The organism is Verrucomicrobiota bacterium (genome assembly GCA_037139415.1).
GTDB lineage: Bacteria > Verrucomicrobiota > Verrucomicrobiia > Limisphaerales > Fontisphaeraceae > JBAXGN01.
This window is the reverse complement of the sequence record JBAXGN010000052.1, coordinates 20,264-40,833: the sequence shown is the minus strand read 5'-3', so window position 1 is coordinate 40,833 and position 20,570 is coordinate 20,264. Positions and strand designations below refer to the sequence as shown.

Below are 20,570 nucleotides of genomic sequence, written 5' to 3'. Positions count from 1 at the left end.
TGCGGACGACCAACGCAACCCTGACCGTCCCGTCCGCCGGCTTCCTGCGCATCCGTTCTGCCAAGTAACCAAGAGGTTTTGTGGTGCTTGGGAGCAGGTTTGAAGTGTTATCGAGGGGTGGCTTCCGCTTTGTGCCATCGCCATCGGTTGACACGCGATGCGTTCATGCGCCTTACCCGATAACCTGTTTTTCCACAAAACGTCTGATGACAGAAAGCTCCGCCGCTCCTGCGATGGTGTGTTCCTTGGCGAACTCATGCCATTCCACGTTGATACCCGCCTGCTTCAGGCGCTGGACTTGGCTCTGTGAGGTATTAAACGGGATAACTGGATCAAACTTGCCGTGCGTGATCAAAAACTTTTGTTTATCCGCGACCGGTGAACGTTCTTTCAACAACTGCTCGTGGTTCCACACCGCGCCGCTGATGCCAATCAGCCCCGCGAATTTCTGCGGATACCGAAGGCCGGCTTCCCAAACCATCAGGCAACCCTGGGAAAAACCAAACAGGAACGTGGATTCCGTGGGGAAACCGGCGGCGCGCTGGACGTCCAGCAGTTGGCTCAGCAACTGGTAACTGCGCTGCACGCCGGGGGTGGCGTCACCGGGGAAATCAAACCAGGAATACCCGCCGTAATACGGATCGGGCGCGTTGACCAGCAGGTAATTCAGCCAGGGGAAATTCAATTCCTCCGGCAACCAGCGATAGCCATCCATGCTATCACCCAAGCCGTGCATTACCACCATCAGCCGTTTTGAGGCGCGTTCCCGCGCGGGAATAAGCTCGGTATCCAACATAATATCAGGTTTTAAAATAATGGTTTCAGGAAGGCTATAAGCCGATTTTTGTCTGCCCCGTGTTGCCACGGGGGAGAGAATCATTTGTCTAAGCAGCCAGTACCCGGGACCCGTCTCACCGAAGTGAGACTTGGAACGGGCCGCTCCGAGGTCCCCTATTTGGCCTTGCACCCGATGGGGTTTTCCATGCCGTCCCGCTTGCGCGTGACGCGGTGCGCTCTTACCGCACCTTTTCACCCTTACCAACCCGGTTACCCGGATTTCGGCGGTATATTCTCTGTGGCACTATCCGTCAGCCGGCGTCGCCGCCAAACTGCCCGCGTGTATCCCAGCCAGGCCGGGTTACGCGGCATCGCGCCCTATGGAGTTCGGACTTTCCTCCCCCGGCTTGCGCCAGGAGCGATTCTCCGCCCTCCTGAAACCGCCGTTAACCTACTCGAACTGCGCCGCGATAACAAGCGAACATCCGGAAAAAAACAGGGGAGCCAGGGGAAATCCGAACTCCGAAGACCGCAACTCCGTTGGAGTTGGAGCGCGCATCCCAGCAGGGATGCCATACAGTAGCCGGTGAGTCAGTAAGGGAAACAGGGGCTGACCACCGGTAACGCGCCCAATTACCCGACGCATCCTGAAGGGATGACAGAAAACTACGCTCCCGCACTCACGGAATTACGAAACGATTCGTGGCGATGCCGCTGAATTGAAGTTGGCGGTTTAAGTTTGTGATTGTTAATTGCTGAACACTGCCATCCGCAAAAGCGATGTTACCGCATTGCTCATGCAATCGGTTATCCCATGCCAGCTACTTCCTTTGTTTCGCACGTTAGGAACGCCCCATCTTTCCATCTAAGCTAAAATCCGCTCGCAACGAGAATGACCCGGCCGGTCACGGCGTCAGCAGCGGCGCCAGGGCATCCGCCCAAATCCGGTACGCTTTCGGCGTGAGGTGCAGGCGATCCGGCTGGTAAAGCTCGGTGATCCGGCTCCCGTCCGCGTTCAAGAACTTATCCCCGAAATCCAGGAACCGCACGCGCTGGCCATCCGCCAATTTGGCGATCTCCGCATTGATCGCCTTGATGGTGTTGCGCACGCCATCCTGCCGGTCAAAGATGGGCAGCACGCCCAGCAGCAGGATGCGGGTCTGCGGAAGCTTTTGTGCGATGGCCTGCACGCAGGCCGTGATGCCTTTCACCGTATCCGCCGCCGAGTATCCCGGCCAGGTGTTGTTGATGCCGATCATCAGCACCACGGTTTTGGGGGCAAGGCCGTCGAGGATGCCGTGCTCGATGCGGTACAGCACCTGGGGCGTGCCATCGCCGCCGACGCCAAAGTTCACCGCGCCCAACGGCTCGAAGCGCTCTTTCCAAAGCGCCTTATCCCAGCCTTGCGTGAGGGAATCACCAATAAACAACAGGTTGACGTTGCCCTGCTTGGCGCGGTCCAACTGCCCTTGCAACACCTGGCGCCACGCTTGCGGGTAATCCGGGTAGAAGCCTTCCCCGGGACTCCAGGCATTTGCCGGTTTGGGTGGGGCGACCACTTTGGGCTTGGCCGCCGTTGTGCCCGCGCCCGCCGCATCACCGGCTGCGCCTCCGGCGGGCTCGACCGCGACATCATCCAGCCAGACCTTGCCGTCGCCCTGGATCATCAGCAGGATGCCGAAGCGCGCGGTTTTGGCTGGCAGCGTGATTTCCCCTGAGACCCTTTGCCAATCGAGTCCCGCCATGGCATTGCCCACGGCTTTAAACTCGATGCCTTTCCAATCGGCGGTGTACGATTGAATGCCGACGAGGGCATTGGCTTTGCCCGTGGCCCGCGCCCAGGCGGTCAGCCGGAAGCGGGTGCCCGCGGGCGCTTCAATGAATTGCATCGCCTGCGCCTGCGCGGCGCCGCCGATGCTTTCCACCGCCAGCGCGGCGGGGGCGGACTTGAACACCTGCGCGTCGCGGCGGATGCTGATTTTTCCCGAGGCGATCCATTTATCCGTCCAATGCTTCGGCTGCGCCTCCCCTTCCGTCATGGATGGGTTCTTCACCTTGAAGGGCAGCGCGTTGGTTTCAGGGGCAGTCTCCTTTTCGGCGGCTGCGGCATTGGCCATCACCACCGCCGAGAGCAGGGGGCCGAGAATATTGCGTAATCGTTTCATGTCGTGACCTTGTTTTTCTCCATCCACTTATCCACCTGCGGCGGATGATAACCGGCCAGGCGCTGGCGGCCCAGCACGCGGCCCAGCTCACGCGCCGCCTCCAGATAGACGGGCGCAAAACCGGGATTCGAACCGCATTGCACACACACTCGCTTCATCGGACGTCCAATATTGCGAACCCCCGGCGATTAGTCGAGGGCCATCTATGTTGACTTTCTCTATGAATCCACCGGGGAATTCTGGTTAAAATGGTTAAAAGTTTCCAACCCGCTTATTTTCAACGGGTTCGAATAAAAGGATTGCGGACACGCCATATTTAGGCCGACTGAATCGGACTCCGTTTCACCCGAAACGGACCTCAATTCACCCGAATTGGACTCCGTTTCACCCGAATTGGAGGCCAATTCCCCCGAAATGGGCTTAAATTCCCCCGAATCGGAAGCCATTTCCCCCGGAATGGACGCCGATTCCCCCGGAATGGACGCCGATTCCCCCGAATTGGAGGCTAATTCCCCCGGAATGGACTCCGTTCTACCCGGAATGGAGCCCGTTCCACCCGGAAAGTTCCGGGCATCAGGCCGAAAATAAGAAGATTGGAGTGAAGTTCTGGAAGTGCTGCCGAACACGTCATGCCATCCTTGCCGAACAAAAACCAACCTCAGGGATAAAGAAATCAGCCAATCGCCCAGGTGGATCGGAAGAATCCCAAAGGGATTCCGGACTCCAGCCCAACACCTGAGCCTGGCTGCGCAAGGGAATTTGCATAAAAGTCACCATTATTTGTTTACCGCGTAAGGGCTCTTGCGTCGAGCTAAAGCCGCCAGGTAACGTGCTTCATCATAGGGCGTGCGGGTCTGCCAGCATTTCCAGAGAATGCGAATCCATTTGAAGGCGAGCGCACGCAAGATGACTTGGCGGCGTTTGCCGTGGGCCAGCATGTGGTCATAATAAGCTTTGGCCCACGCCGAATTCGCCACGGTGTGAACCGCCCACTCGATGAACGTTTGGCGCAGAAAACGGGGGGCCCGCCAGCGCCAGTGAATCCAACACTGTTTACCGCTCTTTTCCACGACGGGCGCGACCCCCACATATTTTTGCAACGCCGCGGGATCTGGATACAGCGTGCGGTCCTCCCCAAACGCCACCAACAACCGCGGCCGGAGCGCGGGGCCAGCCCCCGGCAGATGCCGGAACAGCTCGGCTTCGGGATGCTGACTGAACCGGGCGTCAATTTGCTTTTCCATGCCCGCAATATGTTTTTGAAACACCCGCAGTTGGGCCACCAACAGCGCCAACTGCATCCGCGCCGGCTCCAGGGTGGCCAGTTCCGTCGTCAGTGGCCGCAGATTTTTATGGACCGCCAGTCGTTCATCGACCAACGCTTCCGAACGCACCGCATGCTGGTAATAGAAACTTTTCAGCGTGCTGGGGCGGGCTATTTTAAGCGCCAAGGGATCGGGCCAACGGTCCAGAAAATCCAGGGCTAGTTTGGTGGACAACTCCGGTCCGATCAAGCACAGGGCCTGGGGATAATACGATTTCAACAGGCTGGTCAGTTGGTTGAGGACTTGGGTGCGCCGATCGACCGCGTCGCGGCGTAACTCCACCATGCCCGCCAGTTGACGGGTGGCTTCCTCCTGGGGTTGGAGCGGGCGCAGTTTGGCGCGATGGAGGCGCAGCAGTTCCAATTGGATGATCGCATCCGGACGGTCATCTTTGGCACCCGAGGGCTTGAATGCAGCCCGATACTTGGCGCTGGTAGCCGGGTGAATGGGATAGATCGTCAGCCAGGGATAGGCACAGAACACATGGATCAGTGGACCACGACTGGTTTCCACGGCCAGCGCCACCGGCTGTCCTTGGAACCGCTGGCCCAGTTCTTCCAACCAGGCATGCAGCGTTTCCGGAGTATTGCTGAGGGTGCGGCACTCCATGGGCTGTTGGCCAGCCACCAAGGCCAGCTCATGTTTTTCGTCACCCCAATCGAGGCCGATGAAAGCCACGAATTCGGGGTTTTCCGCTTGGGAGAGGTGAGCTATATTTAGGTCGTTCATACGATGCCTTTCTGAGTTTGGTCACGGGTCGCAGATCGTATAGTGCTAGACGTCGGGCGTCGGCACCTGAGGATGCGTATCCGTGTCCGAGTTCCGGCTCCGGTCGAGACTTTGGGCTGAGCGCGTCGGGCGCGCAGGGTCGAATGTTCGTACCGGAGCCGGAATAAAGTTAGCATAATAAAATCGGTTTCGCGGACGGACTTATTCACCGTCCGGGCTGGGGAATGCTCTGGACGTTTCCCGCCCAGCCGGTGAATAAGTCCGGAGCAGCTATACAGGGTCGAATTGGCAGGGGCAATGGGGCCAATTCCACCTTGAGTCCCCCGTCTCCCGTGCCCGGCCAACCCCGAAGGTGGTTGCGGCAATGGGTGCGCCGAGCAAGAGGTCTGCCGAATGAAACTAGAGCGCTATCGCGGCATTTGGTGCAGCCGCTTTGTTCGCCGTATTATCGGGAACTACTGTCAATGTATGCACGACTATCCTTGCGATCGTAGGTTACAGTCACACCACCGCCGTTTGCGGCTCTCTGCGAATAAACAAGTCCATCAGTGATTACTTTCTTGTCATTCGCCCGATCTTCATGGAAAGCCCTAGCTTGAAAGACAAATGTTGAACCAGATATTGGCTGAACAGGCCAATGCTTCTCAGCGGCGAAGGAACGAAAATCAGGCTCAGTGATCTTGAAATCTGCGACGAAAATACCGCTGATATTCTTGTTCTGGTAAACCGTGATGTCCGAGGCTTTGGGAGGTAAGCCCTCGTACTGGTCAAGCCCGGTCTGGAACGAGGCATGATCTCCAAACATGCCCCAGCCCAGTAGAAACAGGCCGGAAAGACCCAGCATAAAAACCACGATAATGGCGCGCTTCATTTTGTAGGTGACCAGTCTTCTTGAACGCCCTTCCCGTTCATGGTTGCCGTTGGCCAGTTGGTTATCATGGCGCTGACATTCCACCGGAACGCCCGACCGGTCAATCGGAAAAAGGCCTTGGCATTCCTGCTCATGCGTTGTCGGCTGCTGAAACATCTGGTCCGGCCATGGGGCTGGAAATAAATCGAATCTCGTCGTTAAAACTCCTCAAAGACCACTCGGGCCAGAAGTTCAAGCCACTCGTGGCAACGTCAATGACCAAGCCCGTCTCCTCGTGGCCCCATGCTGCCATCGCCTCTGTTGAGTCGATAATAGCATGGATAGTTCCAGACTCGCGGCCTCGGTTCATGAGAACCTTGTCGCCAATGCACACCATCCTTCCGTCCGGATATGTAATCATGATCGTTAGAATTTAACTGCACTCAGCCACAAGGCGAAAGCCGCACAGCGGAGCGCAGAGCGCAATCCGGCGTCGCCTGCACGCAGGGGTTAGATATCGGGCACCACAACTCCTTTTTTTTCAAAATCATTTGGCACAGGATGCCAAGGTCTTCGGAATAGGTCCCGTTCAGGAATACCTCGTACTTTTGATCTTTCGCCAATGAATTCAATGGTGCCAACTGCTGGACAGGCCGTGACTCAATCTCATCAATAATCATCTTGTTTCCTTCGCCATAGAGCACATAGGCGACCCCGCTTGGACAAGTGGGCGTTAATCTGGGATACAGCTTCATTGCTGAAATTAGATCGCTCACACTCATCCGCTTTAATGCAGGTTGAAGCTCGCGCAGCAATTCACGGCCAATGTCGAGCTCTCGCGTCTGGCGGGAATCATTCCAGTGCATGGGTCTAGCAGTGCCCACCCCGGCAGATTTGTAAACATCACCTGGCAAGTCGAGCTCGGCCTGCTTTACTCGTTCGCTGACGCTTGGACGCGACAGAAGGGTATCGAAGATCGAGTGGCCAGAAAGACTCGGCACCACCGGAGAACTATCCCGGCTGCAACTCGCGGTCACGAGCACAAGCGCTCCGAATGACAGGATGCGTTTCATGGATGCATAACAGTATTCCTGAACGCCCTGCTCGTTCATCGTTTTCTGCAGCCAGTTTATTATCATAGCACCGACCATCCATAAAAAGGCCCCTCCGGTCAATGGGAAAAAGCCGTGGCTCCCAGCTTCCATCTTCTGGCCATAATTTTTCTGCCCAGCAATATTTCTGCAAAAGTTTCCCCATTCGCAGGCTTAGCCCAGGCTCCAGCCGTCCCGGTATTTGCGCCGCAGGAATTCGTTGGCTTCGGGGAGGTTGGTGAATTGGAGTTTCTCGGAGTTCCACAGGAGCTTGGCGCGGGTGAGGTCTTCGCGCAGTTGCACGCGCAGGGCGACGTTGCCCAGCAGCACGGCTTCGGTCAGCGGTCCGGCCCAGTCGAAGTTGGAGCCGGCGGCAGGCCCGCCCTTGCAGGCGTTGATCCATTCCAGGTGATGGCCGGGGGAGCGCGGGATGGTCTTGGCCGGTTCGGGGTATTCGGCGCGGCGTTCGAGGGGGAAGAGTTTGTTGCCCAGGATGAAGCCTTTGTCGCCGATGATCATGCGGCCGTTGTCGCCCATGAATTCGCCTTCCGGCAAGCCGTGCGGGCGCGGGGGACGCAGGCCGCCATCGTACCAGATGAGTTTGAGCGCCGGGTATTCGCCCCGGGCCGGGTATTCGTAGGTGACCATGGAGGCGGCGGGATAGGCCTCGGTGTTGACGCGGCTGGAGGAGGCCTGGACGCTGAGCGGGACTTTGAGTTTCAGGGCGCGGAAAACGGGGTCCATGGCGTGGCAGCCGATGTCGCCGAGGGCGCCGGTGCCGAAATCCCACCAGCCGCGCCATTTGAACGGCATATAGGCGGGGTTGTAGGGGCGCATGGGGGCGCTGCCGATCCAGAGATCCCAATCGAGGTTGGCGGGCGGGGGCGGGGTGTCGGCGGGTTTGTCAATGCCTTGCGGCCAGTATTCCTTGAAGAGGCCCTTGGCGGGGCGATCGGTCCAGATGTGCGCCTCGCGCGCCGGGCCGATGGCGCCATCCCAGATGAATTCGCACAGGCGCCGGGTTTCTTCGGAGGCCTGGCCCTGGTTGCCCATTTGGGTGGCGACTTTCTTGGCGCGGGCCAGCTCGGCGACTTGCCGGGCTTCCCAGACGTCGTGGGTGAGGGGTTTCTCGCAATAGACGTGTTTGCCGAGTTGCAAGGCGGCCGTGGTGGCGAACGCGTGCATGTGGTCCGGCGTGGCGACGACCACGGCGTCAATGTCTTTCTGTTCGTCGAGCAGCTTGCGGTAGTCTTTGTACTTTTTGGCGTTGGGGTTTTTCTTGAAGGTCCCCGCCGCGCGATCCCAGTCCACATCGCAGAGGGCGACAATGTTTTCGGAGGCCAACTGGGCAATGTCGCTGCCGCCCTGACCGCCGACGCCGATGCCGGCGAGGTTGAGTTTCGCGTTGGGCGCGGTGGCGCCGTTGAGGCCCAGCACGTGGCCGGGCAGGAATTGGATGGTCCCCGCGGCGGCGAGCAGGCCGGAGGCGCGGAGGAAATGGCGGCGATTGCAGGTGGTGTTCATAGAGTTGTTATGGATTCAGTTTTAGTTGTTTTTCAGGCGGTACTCGTACATGCCGTAGCCGACTTCGCGGCTGGCCTGGATGGTTTCGGGATACGGGTTATCGCAGATGTCGAGGAAGCCGATCTGGTAATTCTCGCCGTCGCTGCGACCGGTGGTGGCCTGGTCTTTGTACTGGAACCAGTGGGTGCCGACGAAGTACGGGTTGCGCAGCGCGCCCTGGACATATTCCTTGTACTTGAGGGCGCGGTCATTCTGGTTCTCGGTGCGCTTGAGGCCGGTGTGGAACATGCCGCGATCGAGCGCGCCGAAATGGAATTCACCGATGATCATGGGCAGGTCAATGCTGTCCGGCAGGTGATGCTTCTCCACGCTGTACTCGTACCGGTTGTAGCTGATGACGTCGCAATGCTTCGTCGCGGCGCGTGCGGCGATGTCGTTGACCCAGGCAAAGCGGCAGCCGAGGTAGAGGTGGTTGGGGGCGGCGCGTTTGATTTCCTCCTTCACGATCTGGAAGTAGGTCTCGGCGAGCTTCTGGTAGAACGCGCGGAGGTCGTCGCCCGCCAGCTTGACGCTCGGGGTGTTGGTGCTTTGCAGCAGGGTGTCCCAGGAGGCATGGGAAACTCCCCACGCCTGGTTCAGCGCGGCGATGGTGGTGTATTTCTTTTTCAAATCCTCAACGAACACCAGCTTGGCGGGCTGGTCCGGGGGCGAGGACAGCGCGGCGCTGGCCAGCGAGGTTTCCGAGCCCCAGCTTTCCTCGTTATGGACGTAATACCCGATGCACCACGGGTCGTTGGCGGAAGTGTCTTTTTCCTTCTCCATCGCTTTGCGGGCGTTGTCGCGGAAGGAGGTGTCAAAGACATCGAAGAACTTGCGCCAATAGCCCGAGGAACCCTGGATGGATTTGGAGCCGAAACCAATGGTGGCGGTGTACGGCGTGCGGCGCTGGTTATAGACCTTGCTGTCGGACCAGTTGGCGATCGTGTTCATGCCCCAGCTTCGCAGGCGCCGGTGGGTCATGTCCGCGAACTGGTCGGGATAGGTCTCGCCGTACTTGCGCAGCAGGTTGGCCTTGGAAAAGTCGTAGGTACGGTACTTGGGGATTTTCTCATAATAATCGTGCGCGGCAAAATTGCCGGTGCCATAGAACTTCGCGAACGGCGAGCCTTCGGCGGGGAGGTTCTGGTAATAATTCTCGCGATCCGAGATCGGCGTGCTGGCCTCCAGGCGCACGCAATCCACGCCGTGCGACCAGAAGAGGCGGCCCTCCGGGTCCACGAGCCACCATTTGCCCTGGTGCTTCTCCACGCGGAAAAAGCCGGTGGCCTTGAGCGTTGGCCCGGCGGTCCAGCCACCGTATTGATCGCGATCCTTCGGGCCGGGCTGGGCGGCCAACTCTTTGACTTCCGCTTGGCGTTTGGCGGCCATGTCCTCCAGGGAATGTGTTTTGCCCGGCCAATCAATATGCTTGAATTGACCGAACTCATCAATGAACGGGAAGAAGGTCTTGATGTCCAGGGTGGTCAAGGAGCCGGTGCCGCTGATGCGCGTCACTTCAAAGGAATGCTTCGCGGTGGGCTTGCCGATGAAGAGCAGCAGTTGCGTCACGGCGGCAGGGTCCAGCTTGTCGCTGCGGCCCGGCGCGCCGCGCATGCCGATGATCTTGATGTTTTCGGAAAGCCGCCACGGAGTGCTGTTCAGGCTGGCGCGCAGGGTGCCGCTGGCACCCGGCTCCAGCGCGAGGCCGGTGGTGATGCAGTTCTTGTTGCCATCCGCCCCCTGATTATCTACGCGGCAGGAGATGGTCACCTTCTCGGTGCCGGTATTTTTCAGCTCCACCGACACGGCTTGGCAGGCGGAGAGGTCCCATTTGCCATTCGGCGCCTTGAGGGTGATGCCGGGCCAACTGTTCTTCTGCCCGGTTTGGACGACCAGGCCCTGGCCCGCTTTCCAGGCGACGGTGGCGTCGGTGGTGCTGATGCCGGAGACATCGGTCTTGGTGGTGAAGTCAAAGAGCGTGGTCGCCTTCTCCACCGGGGCGGCCGTAGCCAGGCTGGAGACAGCAACAAAGATTGCGACAGCGGTCTGCCGCCATGTGATGGTCGTTGAATTGCTTAACATGTGAGCATTGATAGTATGGAATGCCAAACCTTTCAACAGTTATTGATGCGCCCTCGTTCTGGCGCTTGATTTTTCCAAAAAACGGGGAGCTTTCAACTTGCCACACCGTCTGCCACAAGATAGTGTGACCCAACTTTTTAGCTAGAAAGCCTTTATGAGTGAAAACAATGCCAGAACGGTAGCCGATGCATCCCTGAAAAACGGGGAGGCGGGCCAGGTATTTTCCGATCGCGATGTCGCGGCGGTGGACGAGATGCGCAAGCTCTATGGCGAACTGCGCCAGGAGATCGCCCGGGTCATCATCGGCCAGGATGAAGTGATCGAGAAACTATTAATCTGCGTCCTGTCGCGCGGACATGGTCTATTGATGGGCGTGCCCGGATTGGCGAAGACGCTGATGGTGCATTCCCTGGCCAATGTGATGTCGCTGGATTTCAGCCGCATTCAGTTTACGCCCGACCTGATGCCGTCCGATATCACCGGCACCGATATTTTGCAGGAGACCGACCAGCCCGGTCGGCGCGCCTTCGAGTTCGTGAAGGGCCCCGTGTTCGCCAACATTGTACTGGCGGACGAAATCAATCGCACGCCGCCCAAGACGCAGTCCGCCTTGCTGGAGGCCATGCAGGAATTCAAAGTCACCGCCGTCGGCAAGAACTTCCCGCTGCCGCTGCCGTTCTTCGTGCTGGCCACGCAGAACCCGATTGAGCAGGAAGGCACGTATCCCCTGCCGGAAGCGCAGTTGGACCGCTTCATGTTCTTCATCAATGTGAAGTACCCCAGCATCGAGGAAGAGCGCCGCATCGCGCGGGAAACCACCAGCGCACCGCCCGCCAAACTGCGCAAGCTGATTGATGGCGCCAAGGTGATGGAGTACCAGGAACTCGTGCAGCGCGTGCCGGTGCCGGATCATGTGTATGATTTCGTGGTGGACCTGGTGCGGATGTCCCGCCCCAAAGGCGAAAAGACGCCGGACTGGATTACCCGCTGGGTCACCTGGGGGGCCGGCCCGCGCGCGGTGCAGTATTTGATCAAGGGCGCCAAGGCGCACGCCGTGCTGAATGGCAGTTACCTGGTGCGTCTCGAAGACGTGGAAGCGGTGGCGCAGCCCGTGCTCATGCACCGTATCCTGACCAATTTCCAGGCGCAGTCCGAAGGCGTGACCAGCGAGGAAATCATCACGCGGCTCTGGGCGGAATGCGCGCAAGGCGGCAAGAAGTAAGCGAATCCCGTGCAGGCGACTAACAAGGAAAGACGCTTCCTGGACCCGAAGGTCGTGGCCCGGCTGATGCAACAGCCGCTGGGGACGCGTCTGCCCATGGTGGGCACCGTGGCGGGGCTGCACAAGAGCCCGCATCGCGGCTCCAGCGTGGAGTTTGCCGAATACCGCAAGTATGTGCCGGGGGATGACATCCGCCGGCTCGATTGGCGCGTCTATGCCCGCACCGACCGCTTCTACATGAAGGAATACGAGGCGGACACCAATCTGCGCTGTTACCTCGTGCTGGATTGCAGCAACTCCATGCGCTTCAAGAGCGCGGGCGACGCCAAGATTGATTACGCCCGCCGCCTGATTTGCAGCCTCGCCTACATGCTGATCCAGCAAGGCGACGCCGCCGGGCTGATGTGCGTGGGCAAAGAGGTGGTCCAGGATGTGCCGCCCAAGCGCAACCCGACGCATCTGCAAACCATTTTCGACATGGTCGAAACGGTGCCGGTCGGCGGCGAGACCGCGCTGGTGTCGGCGCTGCACGATTTTTCAGAGAAGATCCGCCAGCGCGCCCTGGTGGTTGTCTTTTCGGATTTCTTTTGCCCGGTGGAGCCGCTGCTGGACTGCCTCCAGCATCTGCGGTTTGAAAAACACGACGTGGCGCTGTTCCATCTGATGGACCCGATGGAGATTGATTTCCCGTTCGATCGCCCGACGCGGTTCGTGGATCTGGAATCCCCGGCCACTCTCCTGGCGGAGCCGGCGATCATCCGCGCGCAATACCAGCAGCAGCTCAAGCAGCACATGACGGCGCTGCGCGAGGGCTGCAATCGCTTCGCGGTCGAGCTCATGTCGGTGGTGACGGATCAAAGTTACGAGGCGGTGCTGCGGGAGTTCCTGAAAGGCCGCGCCATGAAGGCCAAATAGCGCATGACGTTTCTCGAACCTTTCATCCTGTGGGGCATTCCCCTGGCGCTGCTGCCGGTGATCATTCACCTGTTCAACCGGCTGCGCCATCGCTCCGTGGATTGGGGCGCGATGATGTTCCTGCTTTCCATGACCCGCAAATCGACGCGGTTCGCCAAGCTGCGGCAATGGCTCATTCTGCTGTTCCGGGTCCTGGCCCTGCTGGTGCTGATTCTGGCCGTCGCGCGGCCACTGGCCGGCGGTTGGGTGGGTTGGGCGCTGCGCCCGGCGCCGGACGCCATTCTGCTGGTGCTGGACCGCTCCACCAGCATGGAGGCCCGTCTGGCGAACGGACAAATCTCCAAGCGGGAAGACGCCTTGCGCCTGCTGGGGCAGGCCGCCAAGACGTTCCAGGATACCAGCCGCCTGGTGCTGTTTGATTCCGCCCTGCGCACGCCGCAGGAAATCGGGGACTCGTTATCCCTGCCGCAATTATCCTTGGCGGCGGCCACGGATACCGCAGCGGATTTGCCGGCGACGCTTCAGGTCGTTCTCGATTGGCTGCAGCGCAACAAGCCCGGCAACGTGGAAATCTGGATCGCCTCCGATCTGCAACGTAGTAACTGGCGGCCCGAGAGCGAGCGGTGGACGGCGCTCAGCGCGCAACTGGCGGCGTTTCCGCAGAGCGTGCGGGTGCGCCTGCTGGCGCTGGACCAACCGCCGACGGGCGAAAGCGCGAGCATCTCCGTGCTGGAGGTCAATCGCCGCTACCGTTCCCAGCCGCCGGAAGTCGAGGTGGTCCTGGATATTGAGCGCAATAACCCCGCGCCCGTCACGCTGCCGCTCGTGTTCTCGGTGGACGGAAATCGCTCGCAGACCGAACTGCAACTCCAGGGGCAGAGCTTCCGCTATCGCCACAAGATTTTGCTCGAAAACGCCCAGGCGACCGGTTGGGGCAAGGTGGAAATCCCGGCGGATGACAACCCGCGCGACAACACCGCTTATTTTGTCTATGGCCCGCCCGTGGCGGTGCGCTCGGCCGTGGTGGCCAGCGAGGACGCCGTGGGGCGTATCCTGGCGCTCGCGGCCGCGCCGATTCCTTCCGACACCAACCGCGTCGCGGATGTGCTCGCGCCTGATAAAGCGGAGAGCGTGAATTGGAACCCGTATGCCGCCGTGCTTTGGGCGGGCCCCAGCCCGTCCGAGAGCGTGGCGGCCAAGCTCATGGATTACGCCAAGGCGGGCGGCAGCGTGCTGGTCTTCCCGCCGTCCGGCCAGGGCCGGTTTGATTCCGTCCTCTGGGGGCCGGTGGAAAATGCCGAGGCCGACAAGAATTGGAAAGTGGCCCGTTGGGAAGAGAAGGAAGGCCCGCTCGTTAAAACCGAGGAAGGCCTGAGCCTGCCGCTCGGCGAATTGCTGGTGACGCGCCGCCAAACCATCGGCGGCGAGAAGGGCATCGTGGCCACGTTTGAAGATGGCAGCGCGTTCCTGACCCGGCGGGTGGTCGGGCGCGGCCAGATTCTGTTCTGCGCGACTTCGCCGCAGGGCGAATGGTCCGACCTGCGCGATGGCGTGGTGCTGGTACCGCTGGTGCAGCGCCTGGTGCAGAGCGGCGGAAGGCGCTTCACGCAGGCCAGCCTGGTGGAGTGCGGCGAGACGGGGGCCGGTGACGGCGCGGAGGCTTGGACTTCGCTGGAAGGCGTCAAGGATATCCGCGTGCAAGCCGGCGTGTACCGATCCCAGACGCGCCTGGTGGCCGTCAACCGTCCGCTCGCGGAGAATGACCCGGAGACCGTCGAGCCCTCCAAGGCGCGCGCGCTGCTCGGCTCCGTGAAGGTGCAATTGTTTTCCGAAGGCAAGCAGGGGGAAACCCGGCTGCAATCGGAACTGTGGCGGACCCTGCTTTTCCTGATGCTCGGGTTCCTGCTGGTCGAATCCATCCTGGTGCTTCCGCCCAAGCTGGCAGGCGCCAACGCCAAGGGGGAGGATTAACGCATGTTCATCGTTGCCGCCACCCACCTGGAGTTGAACGCGCCGCTCGGCATCGTCGCGCTGGGCGTGCTCCTGTGGCTCGGCGCGGGCTGGCTGAGCTTCCTGAACTGGCGTCGCCGGGGCAATCTGCGCGCCGTCGGTCTGCTGGAAGGTTTCCGCCTGCTGATTCTGCTCCTGGTCGGCTTCACGCTGCTCAAGCCGGAGTTCGTCAAGATCATCGAGGAAAAGGACCCGCCGGAAATCGCCATCCTGATGGATAAATCCGCCTCGATGACGACGCGCGATCTGACCCTGGGCGACCACACCATCGTGCGGCGCGAGCAGTGGCTGGAAAAGCAGCGCACCAACAAGTTCTGGAAGGTGCTGGAGAAGAACGCCAAGGTTTCCGTGGAGGATATGGCCACGCCCCCGGGCGAGACGGCGGCCGGCGCGGCGATTCGGGAAGTCGGCACCGATCTCAATGAGGCGCTCGACGCCTCGCTGCAGCGGCATCGCCGGCTCAAGGCGGTCCTGATGCTCACGGATGGCGATTGGAATCTGGGCGCTTCGCCCGTCAGCGCCGCCACGCGCTACCGTATGCGCGAGATTCCGGTTTATTCCGTCGCCGTCGGCAGCGAGACGCCGCTGCCCGACCTGATTCTGCAACAGGTTTCCGCGCCCGCGTACGGTCTGCTGGGCGAGCAGGTCTCCATTCCGTTCAAGATCCAGAGCTATCTGCCGCGCGAGGTGAAGACGGTCGTCACCCTGCAAAGCACGGACGGCGAGGAGGCGCGCAAGGAAGTTGTGATCCCCGCGTACACGCTCATCCAGGACACCATGGTGTGGCTGCCCAAAGCGCTGGGCGATTATAATCTGCGCATGAGCTTCCCGGTGGCCGAAGGGGAAAGCCTCGAGGACAACAATGAGCAGAAATTCCGCATCGCCATCCGCTCCGAGAAGCTCAGCGTGCTCGTCATTGACAGCCTGCCGCGCTGGGAATACCGCTATCTGCGCAACGCCCTGGAGCGCGATCCCGGCGTCGAGGTGAATTGCCTGCTCTATCATCCCGGCCAGCCCATGGGCGGCGGCACGAACTATTTGAAGGCGTTCCCGGAGACCAAGGAAGTTCTCTCCAAATACGACGTGGTCTTCCTTGGCGACGTCGGCCTTGGCGACAAGGAACTCACCGAGACGCAGGTGGCGCTGCTCAAGGGCCTGGTGGAACAGCAGGGCAGCGGACTGGTCTTCCTGCCCGGCGCGCGGGGCCGCCAGCTCACGCTCACCAACAGCGTGCTCGCCGATTTGCTGCCGGTGGTCTATGACCCGGCCAAGCCGCAGGGCATCGGGCTGCCCACCGAGTCCTCGCTGCTGCTCACCAGCGTCGGGCGCGGGCATTTCCTCACCATGCTGGCCAACGACGAGCAGCAGAACGAAGGCGTGTGGAAGAATCTGCCGGGCTTCTACTGGTGCGCGGGCGTCTTGAAGAGCCGTGCCGGGTCCGAGGTGCTCGCGGTGCATTCCGCGCTGCGCAATAACAGCGGCCGCCTGCCGCTGCTGGTCACCCGCCCGTACGGCAGCGGGGAAACCCTCTTCATGGGCACCGACGCGGCGTGGCGATGGCGGCGCGGCGTCGAGGATAAATATCATTACCGCTTCTGGGGGCAGGTCGTGCGCTGGATGTCGCACAAGCGCCACCTTGCGGCGGGGCAGAATGTGCGCCTGGTCTTCACGCCGGAGAACCCGCGCGTCGGCGACAACGTCTATCTGAACGCCACGCTGTTCGATGCGGGCGGTTTCCCGATTGAGCGCGGCACCGCCAACGCCGTGCTGGTTTCCCCCACCGGCCAGACGGAGCGGCAGGAACTCGCGATGGCTTCCGGCGGCTGGGGCGTCTTCAAGGGCGGCTTCCTGGCGCGCGAAAGCGGCAAATATAAGATCACCATTTCCAGCGATAAGATGGCGAAGAGCTTTGAGGCGGAAATCCTGGTCGCGCGCGTCCAGCGCGAGAAGCTCGGGCAGCCCGTCAACGCCTCGGTGCTGCGCGAGATTGCCGACCTGACGCGCGCCAAGACCGGCACCGTCCAGGACTTGGACGCCATTGTGAAGCAGATCAACGCCCTGCCGGAGCTGAAGCCGCTCGAGCAGCGGATCAAGCTCTGGGCCAGTCCCTGGTGGGCCGGTCTGCTCATATTATTGTTCGGTATCTATTGGACGGGGCGCAAGTTGTTCGGTATGATTTAGAGCGTTCGGAAAGATATGCATTCGCAGGCAGAACATTTGGTGCAGTTACCGCCGGAGTTGCGCGGGCAATTCGCCGTGCTCGAGCGTCGGCTCTGGCGGGTGGACACCATTATCGCCGTGGCCGGCTCCATCAGCGGCCTCGTGGTCTCCTATGCGCTGCAGTTCATCTCCGACCGCTTCTGGGATACGCCGATCTGGCTGCGCCTGGCCATCACCGCGCTCGGCCTCGCCCTCGTGGTTTATTTCACCTATAGCTGGGTGAAGCTCTGGGTCCTTAGCAAGCGCGATACCCGCGCCTTGGCGAACATCGTCCAGAAGAGTCACCGCCGCCTCGGCGACCGCCTGCTCGGCATTGTCGAGCTGGCCAATGAATCCACGCGTCCTGCGAATGTCTCCGCCGGCCTGTGCCGCGCCGCTATTGCGCAAGTTTCCTCCGAGGCGCTGAAGTTCGACTTCCGCCTCGCCGTCGCGACGCGCAAGCCCAAGATATATTCCCTGATTGCGGTGGTGCTGCTGCTCCTGATTCTCACGCCCTGCGTGCTGGTGCCGGATGCCGGCGCCAACGCCTTCGCTCGCTGGATCTGGCCCGTCAGCGCCACGCCGCGCTACACCTTTGTGACCCTTTCCGCGCTGCCGGAGAAGCTCATCGTCGCGCATGGCGAACCGTTCGAAGTCGAATGCGGGCTCATCGTTCGCTCGAAAATCCGCCCCAAGGAAGCCGCCTTCCAGTACGACCGCCAGGTGCCGATCACCTTCCCCGTTACGGGCGACAAGGTGATCTTCAAGATCCCGCCGCAGACGCAGCCGGGGAAATTGCGCCTGAGCGTGGGGGATGATCAGCGCACGGTCCAGGTCGAGCCCACCTATCGCCCCGCCTTGCGCAAGCTCACCGCCCATGTGCAGGTGCCGCCCTACCTGCATTACCCGGATCTGGACGGCGAGGTGAAGAATGGCCGTTACACCGCCGTCGAGGGTAGCAAGCTCACGCTCACTGCCAACGCCACCCGCCGTCTCGCCAGTGCCGCCATGGTGGGCGACAAGCTGGTGCCGCTGCCCGTCAAGGGCGATGAGTTCACCACGCCCGCCTTCACGCTCTCGGGGGATGTCAAGCTGCGCCTGACGTGGCGCGACGAACTGGGGCTGGAGGTCAAGGCCCCGGCGCTGCTCACGCTCGCCGCCCAGCGCGATAATCCGCCGCAAGTGGAATTCCCCGACCTTGCCCGCGCGGTCGCCGTTCTCGAGGATGAGGTCCTCGCCATTCGCGTGACCAGCCAGGACGACTACGGCGTCAAGAATATCGGCGTGCGGCTGGACATCGCGCTGCCCGCGAAGCCTGACGAAGTCGCCACCCGCGTGTTCGAGGTCAAGGCCGGCGGCTACCAGATGAAGAAGCTGGACGGCAAATACGACTTCTCGCCGCTCGTGCTCCAGTTGCCGCCCGGCACGCTCGTGGGTCTGCGCGCCACCGCCCTGGATTATCTGCCCGACCGCCAGCCTTCGGAATCCATCATGCACCGCATCTTCGTCATGAGCAAAGAGGAGCACGCCAAGATGGTGCAGGAGGAATTCGAGAAGCTTCGCGCCGCCCTCGAGGAACTGACGCGACGGCAGGAGAACCTGGCCGGGGACACCAAGCAGGTCAAGGACCTCAAGCCCGAGCAGCTCGCCAACGAGGAGACCGCCAAGCAGCTCGGCGAGCAGGCCAATGAGCAGCAGGATTACGCGCAGCAGCTCGAGCGCCTCGCGCAGGACACCCTGAAGAACACCAAGGAGGCCCTCCGCAACAAATCCATCCCCACCGACATCGTCAAGGACTGGACCGAGAACGTCGAGAAGATGCAGGACATCGCCCGCCAGAAGATGCAGCCCGCCAGCCAATCCCTCAAGAACGCCCAGGCCAAGCAGAGCCCGCAGGAGCGCAAGGAAAAGACCGACGAGGGACTCCAGCAGGAGCAGGAGGCGCTCCAGAACATGCAGGATCTGCTCAAGAAGATGGCCACGACCATGGACAAGATGCAGGCCAAGAGCCTCGCCGACCGTCTCCGCGCCCTCGGCCAGGTTGAGAAGGAAACCGGCGATGAACTCCAGAAGTCCCTCCCCGAAACCATCGGCCTCACCAAGGACCAACTGCCGCCCGTCGTCCGCAAGAATTTCGACCGCCTCTCCGGAGACCAGGAAAAGACCAGCAAACAGGTCAAGCGCGTGCAGGATGAAATCCAGCGCTTCTTTCAGCGCACCGGCATCGAGCGGCATGGCGAAGTCCACAAGGACATGGAGGAAGTCAAGGCCATCGAGGGCGTCGCGCAAGTCGGCGATCTGATCAAGGAGAACATCGGTTCCCAGGCCATGGCCCAGAGCAAGCAGCTCGCCGGGAAGTTTTTCCAATGGGCCGAGAAGCTCGACGGCGAGAAGAAGGACGATGACGGCGGCGGCGGTGGCGGCGGCGGGGATAAGAAGATGTCCGAGGAGGATTTGGAGAAGATGCTCGCCCTCCTGCGCATCCGCGAGACGCAGGAAACCCTGCGTGAACAAACCCGCCTCATGGAGCAGCTCCGCAAGGGCAAGGAAAATTACGCGCAGGACACCGCCAAGCTCGCCGACCGTCAGCAGGGGGCCAGCAAGGAACTGAAGCGCCTCAAGAAAGACCGTCTTTTCGACAAGCCCCGCGAGCGTATGAACGACGCCAACGAGGCCATGGATGACGCCGCCTCACATCTCAAGCGCCCCCGCACCGATGACCCCGCCTACAACGCGCAGAGCGACGCCATGAACCTGCTTGACGAAGCCATCAAGCAGATGATGCCGGATTCCAAGCAAGGTAAGGGCCAGGGCCAGCAGCAGGGGATGATGGCTTTCATGCAAATGCTCGCCATGGGACAAGGCAAGCCGCAGATGGGCGAGGGCAAGGATCCCAACGCCCAATCGCCCGGCGGCAACACCGGTAATTACGGCTCCGAGCGGCCCAACACGCCTTACACCGGCGACGTCCGCGGCAAGACCGGCGGCGCGCGCAAGGTGGATAAGGGCAGCGCGGGCGGCTCCGGCCGCGTGCTGCCTTCCGAGTACCGCGAGGCGCTCCAGAACTACTTCAATGCGGTGGAAAAAGTCAATTGAGCCAGCCCCGCCCATCCGCCTCCCGTTTTTCCCGGCCCCGTTCCGGCGCCCGTCTGAACCGTGTAACCCAATAATACTACTATGAAACTCCTCAAAGTGGACCTCACCAAGCAAGCCCCCCGCAGCGCGCGCGTCAAGCTCGGCGGATTCGTCATCCTCCCGCGTATGCTGGACAAATGCCGCGCCCTGCTGGGCGGCAAGATCGGCGAGTACCATTACAACTGCCCGCTGGATCAGCAGTTCCTCACCTTTGCCGGGATTGACGCCGACGCCCTCAAGGCGCAGGTCGCCACCGGCGCGGGCGATGGCGACGTGCTGGCCTGGATCATCGCTAATTCCACCGCCAAACCCAACCTTGCGGCTATCGAGGGCTGGTCTGCCAGCCAGGAACGCCGCGGTCCCATGGCCGTCGAGATGCGCGAGTTCTACCAGGAATGCCATCAGAAGCTCGCCCCCAAGCGCGAGGACCTGAGTTCCTGGTTTGAACTCCTGGACCTGGACGATTACGTCTCCTTTGGCGGTCGCGCCTGAGCCGGCGACCCGCCG

At 61.1% G+C, this 20,570-nt stretch carries 15 protein-coding genes and 1 other RNA gene; 6 read left to right on the top strand and 10 right to left on the bottom strand.

The window, feature by feature from the left end; all coding sequences use genetic code 11:
• Positions 1-172: 172 nt before the first annotated feature.
• The 10 genes from WCO56_11210 to WCO56_11165 all read right to left on the bottom strand — a co-directional run bounded on the left by WCO56_11210 (position 173) and on the right by WCO56_11165 (position 10,582).
• Positions 173-796 (bottom strand): alpha/beta hydrolase, encoded by a 624-nt coding sequence (locus WCO56_11210; GenBank protein ID MEI7730132.1) that lies wholly within the window; start codon positions 794-796, stop codon positions 173-175.
• Between the two features lie 21 nt (positions 797-817).
• Positions 818-1,215: RNase P RNA component class A (gene rnpB / locus WCO56_11205), an RNA gene on the bottom strand.
• 467 nt (positions 1,216-1,682) lie between these two features.
• Positions 1,683-2,942: a GDSL-type esterase/lipase family protein gene (locus tag WCO56_11200; protein MEI7730131.1), complete on the bottom strand. Its 1,260-nt coding sequence runs from the start codon at positions 2,940-2,942 to the stop codon at positions 1,683-1,685.
• A complete protein-coding gene (locus tag WCO56_11195; protein MEI7730130.1) occupies positions 2,939-3,100 on the bottom strand; it encodes a hypothetical protein in 162 nt (53 codons plus the stop codon). The genes WCO56_11200 and WCO56_11195 overlap by 4 nt, the downstream gene beginning before the upstream one ends.
• Positions 3,101-3,718: 618 nt before the next feature.
• Complete coding sequence (locus tag WCO56_11190) at positions 3,719-4,996, bottom strand: IS110 family transposase (GenBank protein MEI7730129.1); 1,278 nt, start codon at positions 4,994-4,996, stop codon at positions 3,719-3,721.
• Positions 4,997-5,441: 445 nt separating this feature from the next.
• Complete coding sequence (locus WCO56_11185; GenBank protein MEI7730128.1) at positions 5,442-6,023, bottom strand: hypothetical protein; 582 nt, start codon at positions 6,021-6,023, stop codon at positions 5,442-5,444.
• Positions 5,998-6,267, bottom strand: a complete 270-nt coding sequence (locus tag WCO56_11180; protein ID MEI7730127.1) for a hypothetical protein — start codon at positions 6,265-6,267, stop codon at positions 5,998-6,000. Before WCO56_11180 ends, WCO56_11185 begins: the two co-directional genes overlap by 26 nt.
• A gap of 22 nt (positions 6,268-6,289) precedes the next feature.
• Positions 6,290-6,919, bottom strand: a complete 630-nt coding sequence (locus WCO56_11175; GenBank protein ID MEI7730126.1) for a hypothetical protein — start codon at positions 6,917-6,919, stop codon at positions 6,290-6,292.
• Between the two features lie 192 nt (positions 6,920-7,111).
• Positions 7,112-8,461 carry a Gfo/Idh/MocA family oxidoreductase gene (locus WCO56_11170; protein MEI7730125.1) on the bottom strand — a complete coding sequence of 450 codons (1,350 nt, stop codon included), beginning with the start codon at positions 8,459-8,461 and terminating at the stop codon, positions 7,112-7,114.
• A 21-nt stretch (positions 8,462-8,482) separates the two neighbouring features.
• Positions 8,483-10,582: a beta-galactosidase gene (locus tag WCO56_11165; GenBank protein MEI7730124.1), complete on the bottom strand. Its 2,100-nt coding sequence runs from the start codon at positions 10,580-10,582 to the stop codon at positions 8,483-8,485.
• A 253-nt stretch (positions 10,583-10,835) separates the two neighbouring features.
• Here WCO56_11165 and WCO56_11160 point away from each other — a divergent pair, with 253 nt between their 5' ends.
• The 6 genes from WCO56_11160 to WCO56_11135 all read left to right on the top strand — a co-directional run bounded on the left by WCO56_11160 (position 10,836) and on the right by WCO56_11135 (position 20,555).
• On the top strand, positions 10,836-11,804 hold the full coding sequence (locus WCO56_11160; GenBank protein ID MEI7730123.1) for a MoxR family ATPase: 969 nt from the start codon (positions 10,836-10,838) through the stop codon (positions 11,802-11,804).
• Between the two features lie 9 nt (positions 11,805-11,813).
• Positions 11,814-12,719, top strand: coding sequence for a DUF58 domain-containing protein (locus WCO56_11155; GenBank protein ID MEI7730122.1), 906 nt, complete (start codon positions 11,814-11,816; stop codon positions 12,717-12,719).
• 3 nt (positions 12,720-12,722) lie between these two features.
• On the top strand, positions 12,723-14,690 hold the full coding sequence (locus WCO56_11150; GenBank protein ID MEI7730121.1) for a BatA domain-containing protein: 1,968 nt from the start codon (positions 12,723-12,725) through the stop codon (positions 14,688-14,690).
• A 3-nt stretch (positions 14,691-14,693) separates the two neighbouring features.
• Positions 14,694-16,910: a hypothetical protein gene (locus WCO56_11145; GenBank protein MEI7730120.1), complete on the top strand. Its 2,217-nt coding sequence runs from the start codon at positions 14,694-14,696 to the stop codon at positions 16,908-16,910.
• Positions 16,911-16,925: 15 nt separating this feature from the next.
• Positions 16,926-20,024 (top strand): hypothetical protein, encoded by a 3,099-nt coding sequence (locus WCO56_11140; protein MEI7730119.1) that lies wholly within the window; start codon positions 16,926-16,928, stop codon positions 20,022-20,024.
• Positions 20,025-20,105: 81 nt separating this feature from the next.
• Positions 20,106-20,555: a DUF5069 domain-containing protein gene (locus WCO56_11135; protein MEI7730118.1), complete on the top strand. Its 450-nt coding sequence runs from the start codon at positions 20,106-20,108 to the stop codon at positions 20,553-20,555.
• Positions 20,556-20,570 lie beyond the last annotated feature (15 nt).

Excerpts from the sequence above, each read along its gene's own strand:
- WCO56_11210 (MEI7730132.1), bottom strand. The coding sequence starts at position 796 with ATGTTGGATACCGAGCTTATTCCCGCGCGGGAACGCGCCTCAAAACGG.
- WCO56_11200 (MEI7730131.1), bottom strand. The coding sequence starts at position 2,942 with ATGAAACGATTACGCAATATTCTCGGCCCCCTGCTCTCGGCGGTGGTG.
- WCO56_11195 (MEI7730130.1), bottom strand. The coding sequence starts at position 3,100 with ATGAAGCGAGTGTGTGTGCAATGCGGTTCGAATCCCGGTTTTGCGCCC.
- WCO56_11190 (MEI7730129.1), bottom strand. The coding sequence starts at position 4,996 with ATGAACGACCTAAATATAGCTCACCTCTCCCAAGCGGAAAACCCCGAA.
- WCO56_11185 (MEI7730128.1), bottom strand. The coding sequence starts at position 6,023 with ATGTTTCAGCAGCCGACAACGCATGAGCAGGAATGCCAAGGCCTTTTT.
- WCO56_11180 (MEI7730127.1), bottom strand. The coding sequence starts at position 6,267 with ATGATTACATATCCGGACGGAAGGATGGTGTGCATTGGCGACAAGGTT.
- WCO56_11175 (MEI7730126.1), bottom strand. The coding sequence starts at position 6,919 with ATGAAACGCATCCTGTCATTCGGAGCGCTTGTGCTCGTGACCGCGAGT.
- WCO56_11170 (MEI7730125.1), bottom strand. The coding sequence starts at position 8,461 with ATGAACACCACCTGCAATCGCCGCCATTTCCTCCGCGCCTCCGGCCTG.
- WCO56_11165 (MEI7730124.1), bottom strand. The coding sequence starts at position 10,582 with ATGTTAAGCAATTCAACGACCATCACATGGCGGCAGACCGCTGTCGCA.
- WCO56_11160 (MEI7730123.1), top strand. The coding sequence starts at position 10,836 with ATGCGCAAGCTCTATGGCGAACTGCGCCAGGAGATCGCCCGGGTCATC.
- WCO56_11150 (MEI7730121.1), top strand. The coding sequence starts at position 12,723 with ATGACGTTTCTCGAACCTTTCATCCTGTGGGGCATTCCCCTGGCGCTG.
- WCO56_11145 (MEI7730120.1), top strand. The coding sequence starts at position 14,694 with ATGTTCATCGTTGCCGCCACCCACCTGGAGTTGAACGCGCCGCTCGGC.
- WCO56_11140 (MEI7730119.1), top strand. The coding sequence starts at position 16,926 with ATGCATTCGCAGGCAGAACATTTGGTGCAGTTACCGCCGGAGTTGCGC.
- WCO56_11135 (MEI7730118.1), top strand. The coding sequence starts at position 20,106 with ATGAAACTCCTCAAAGTGGACCTCACCAAGCAAGCCCCCCGCAGCGCG.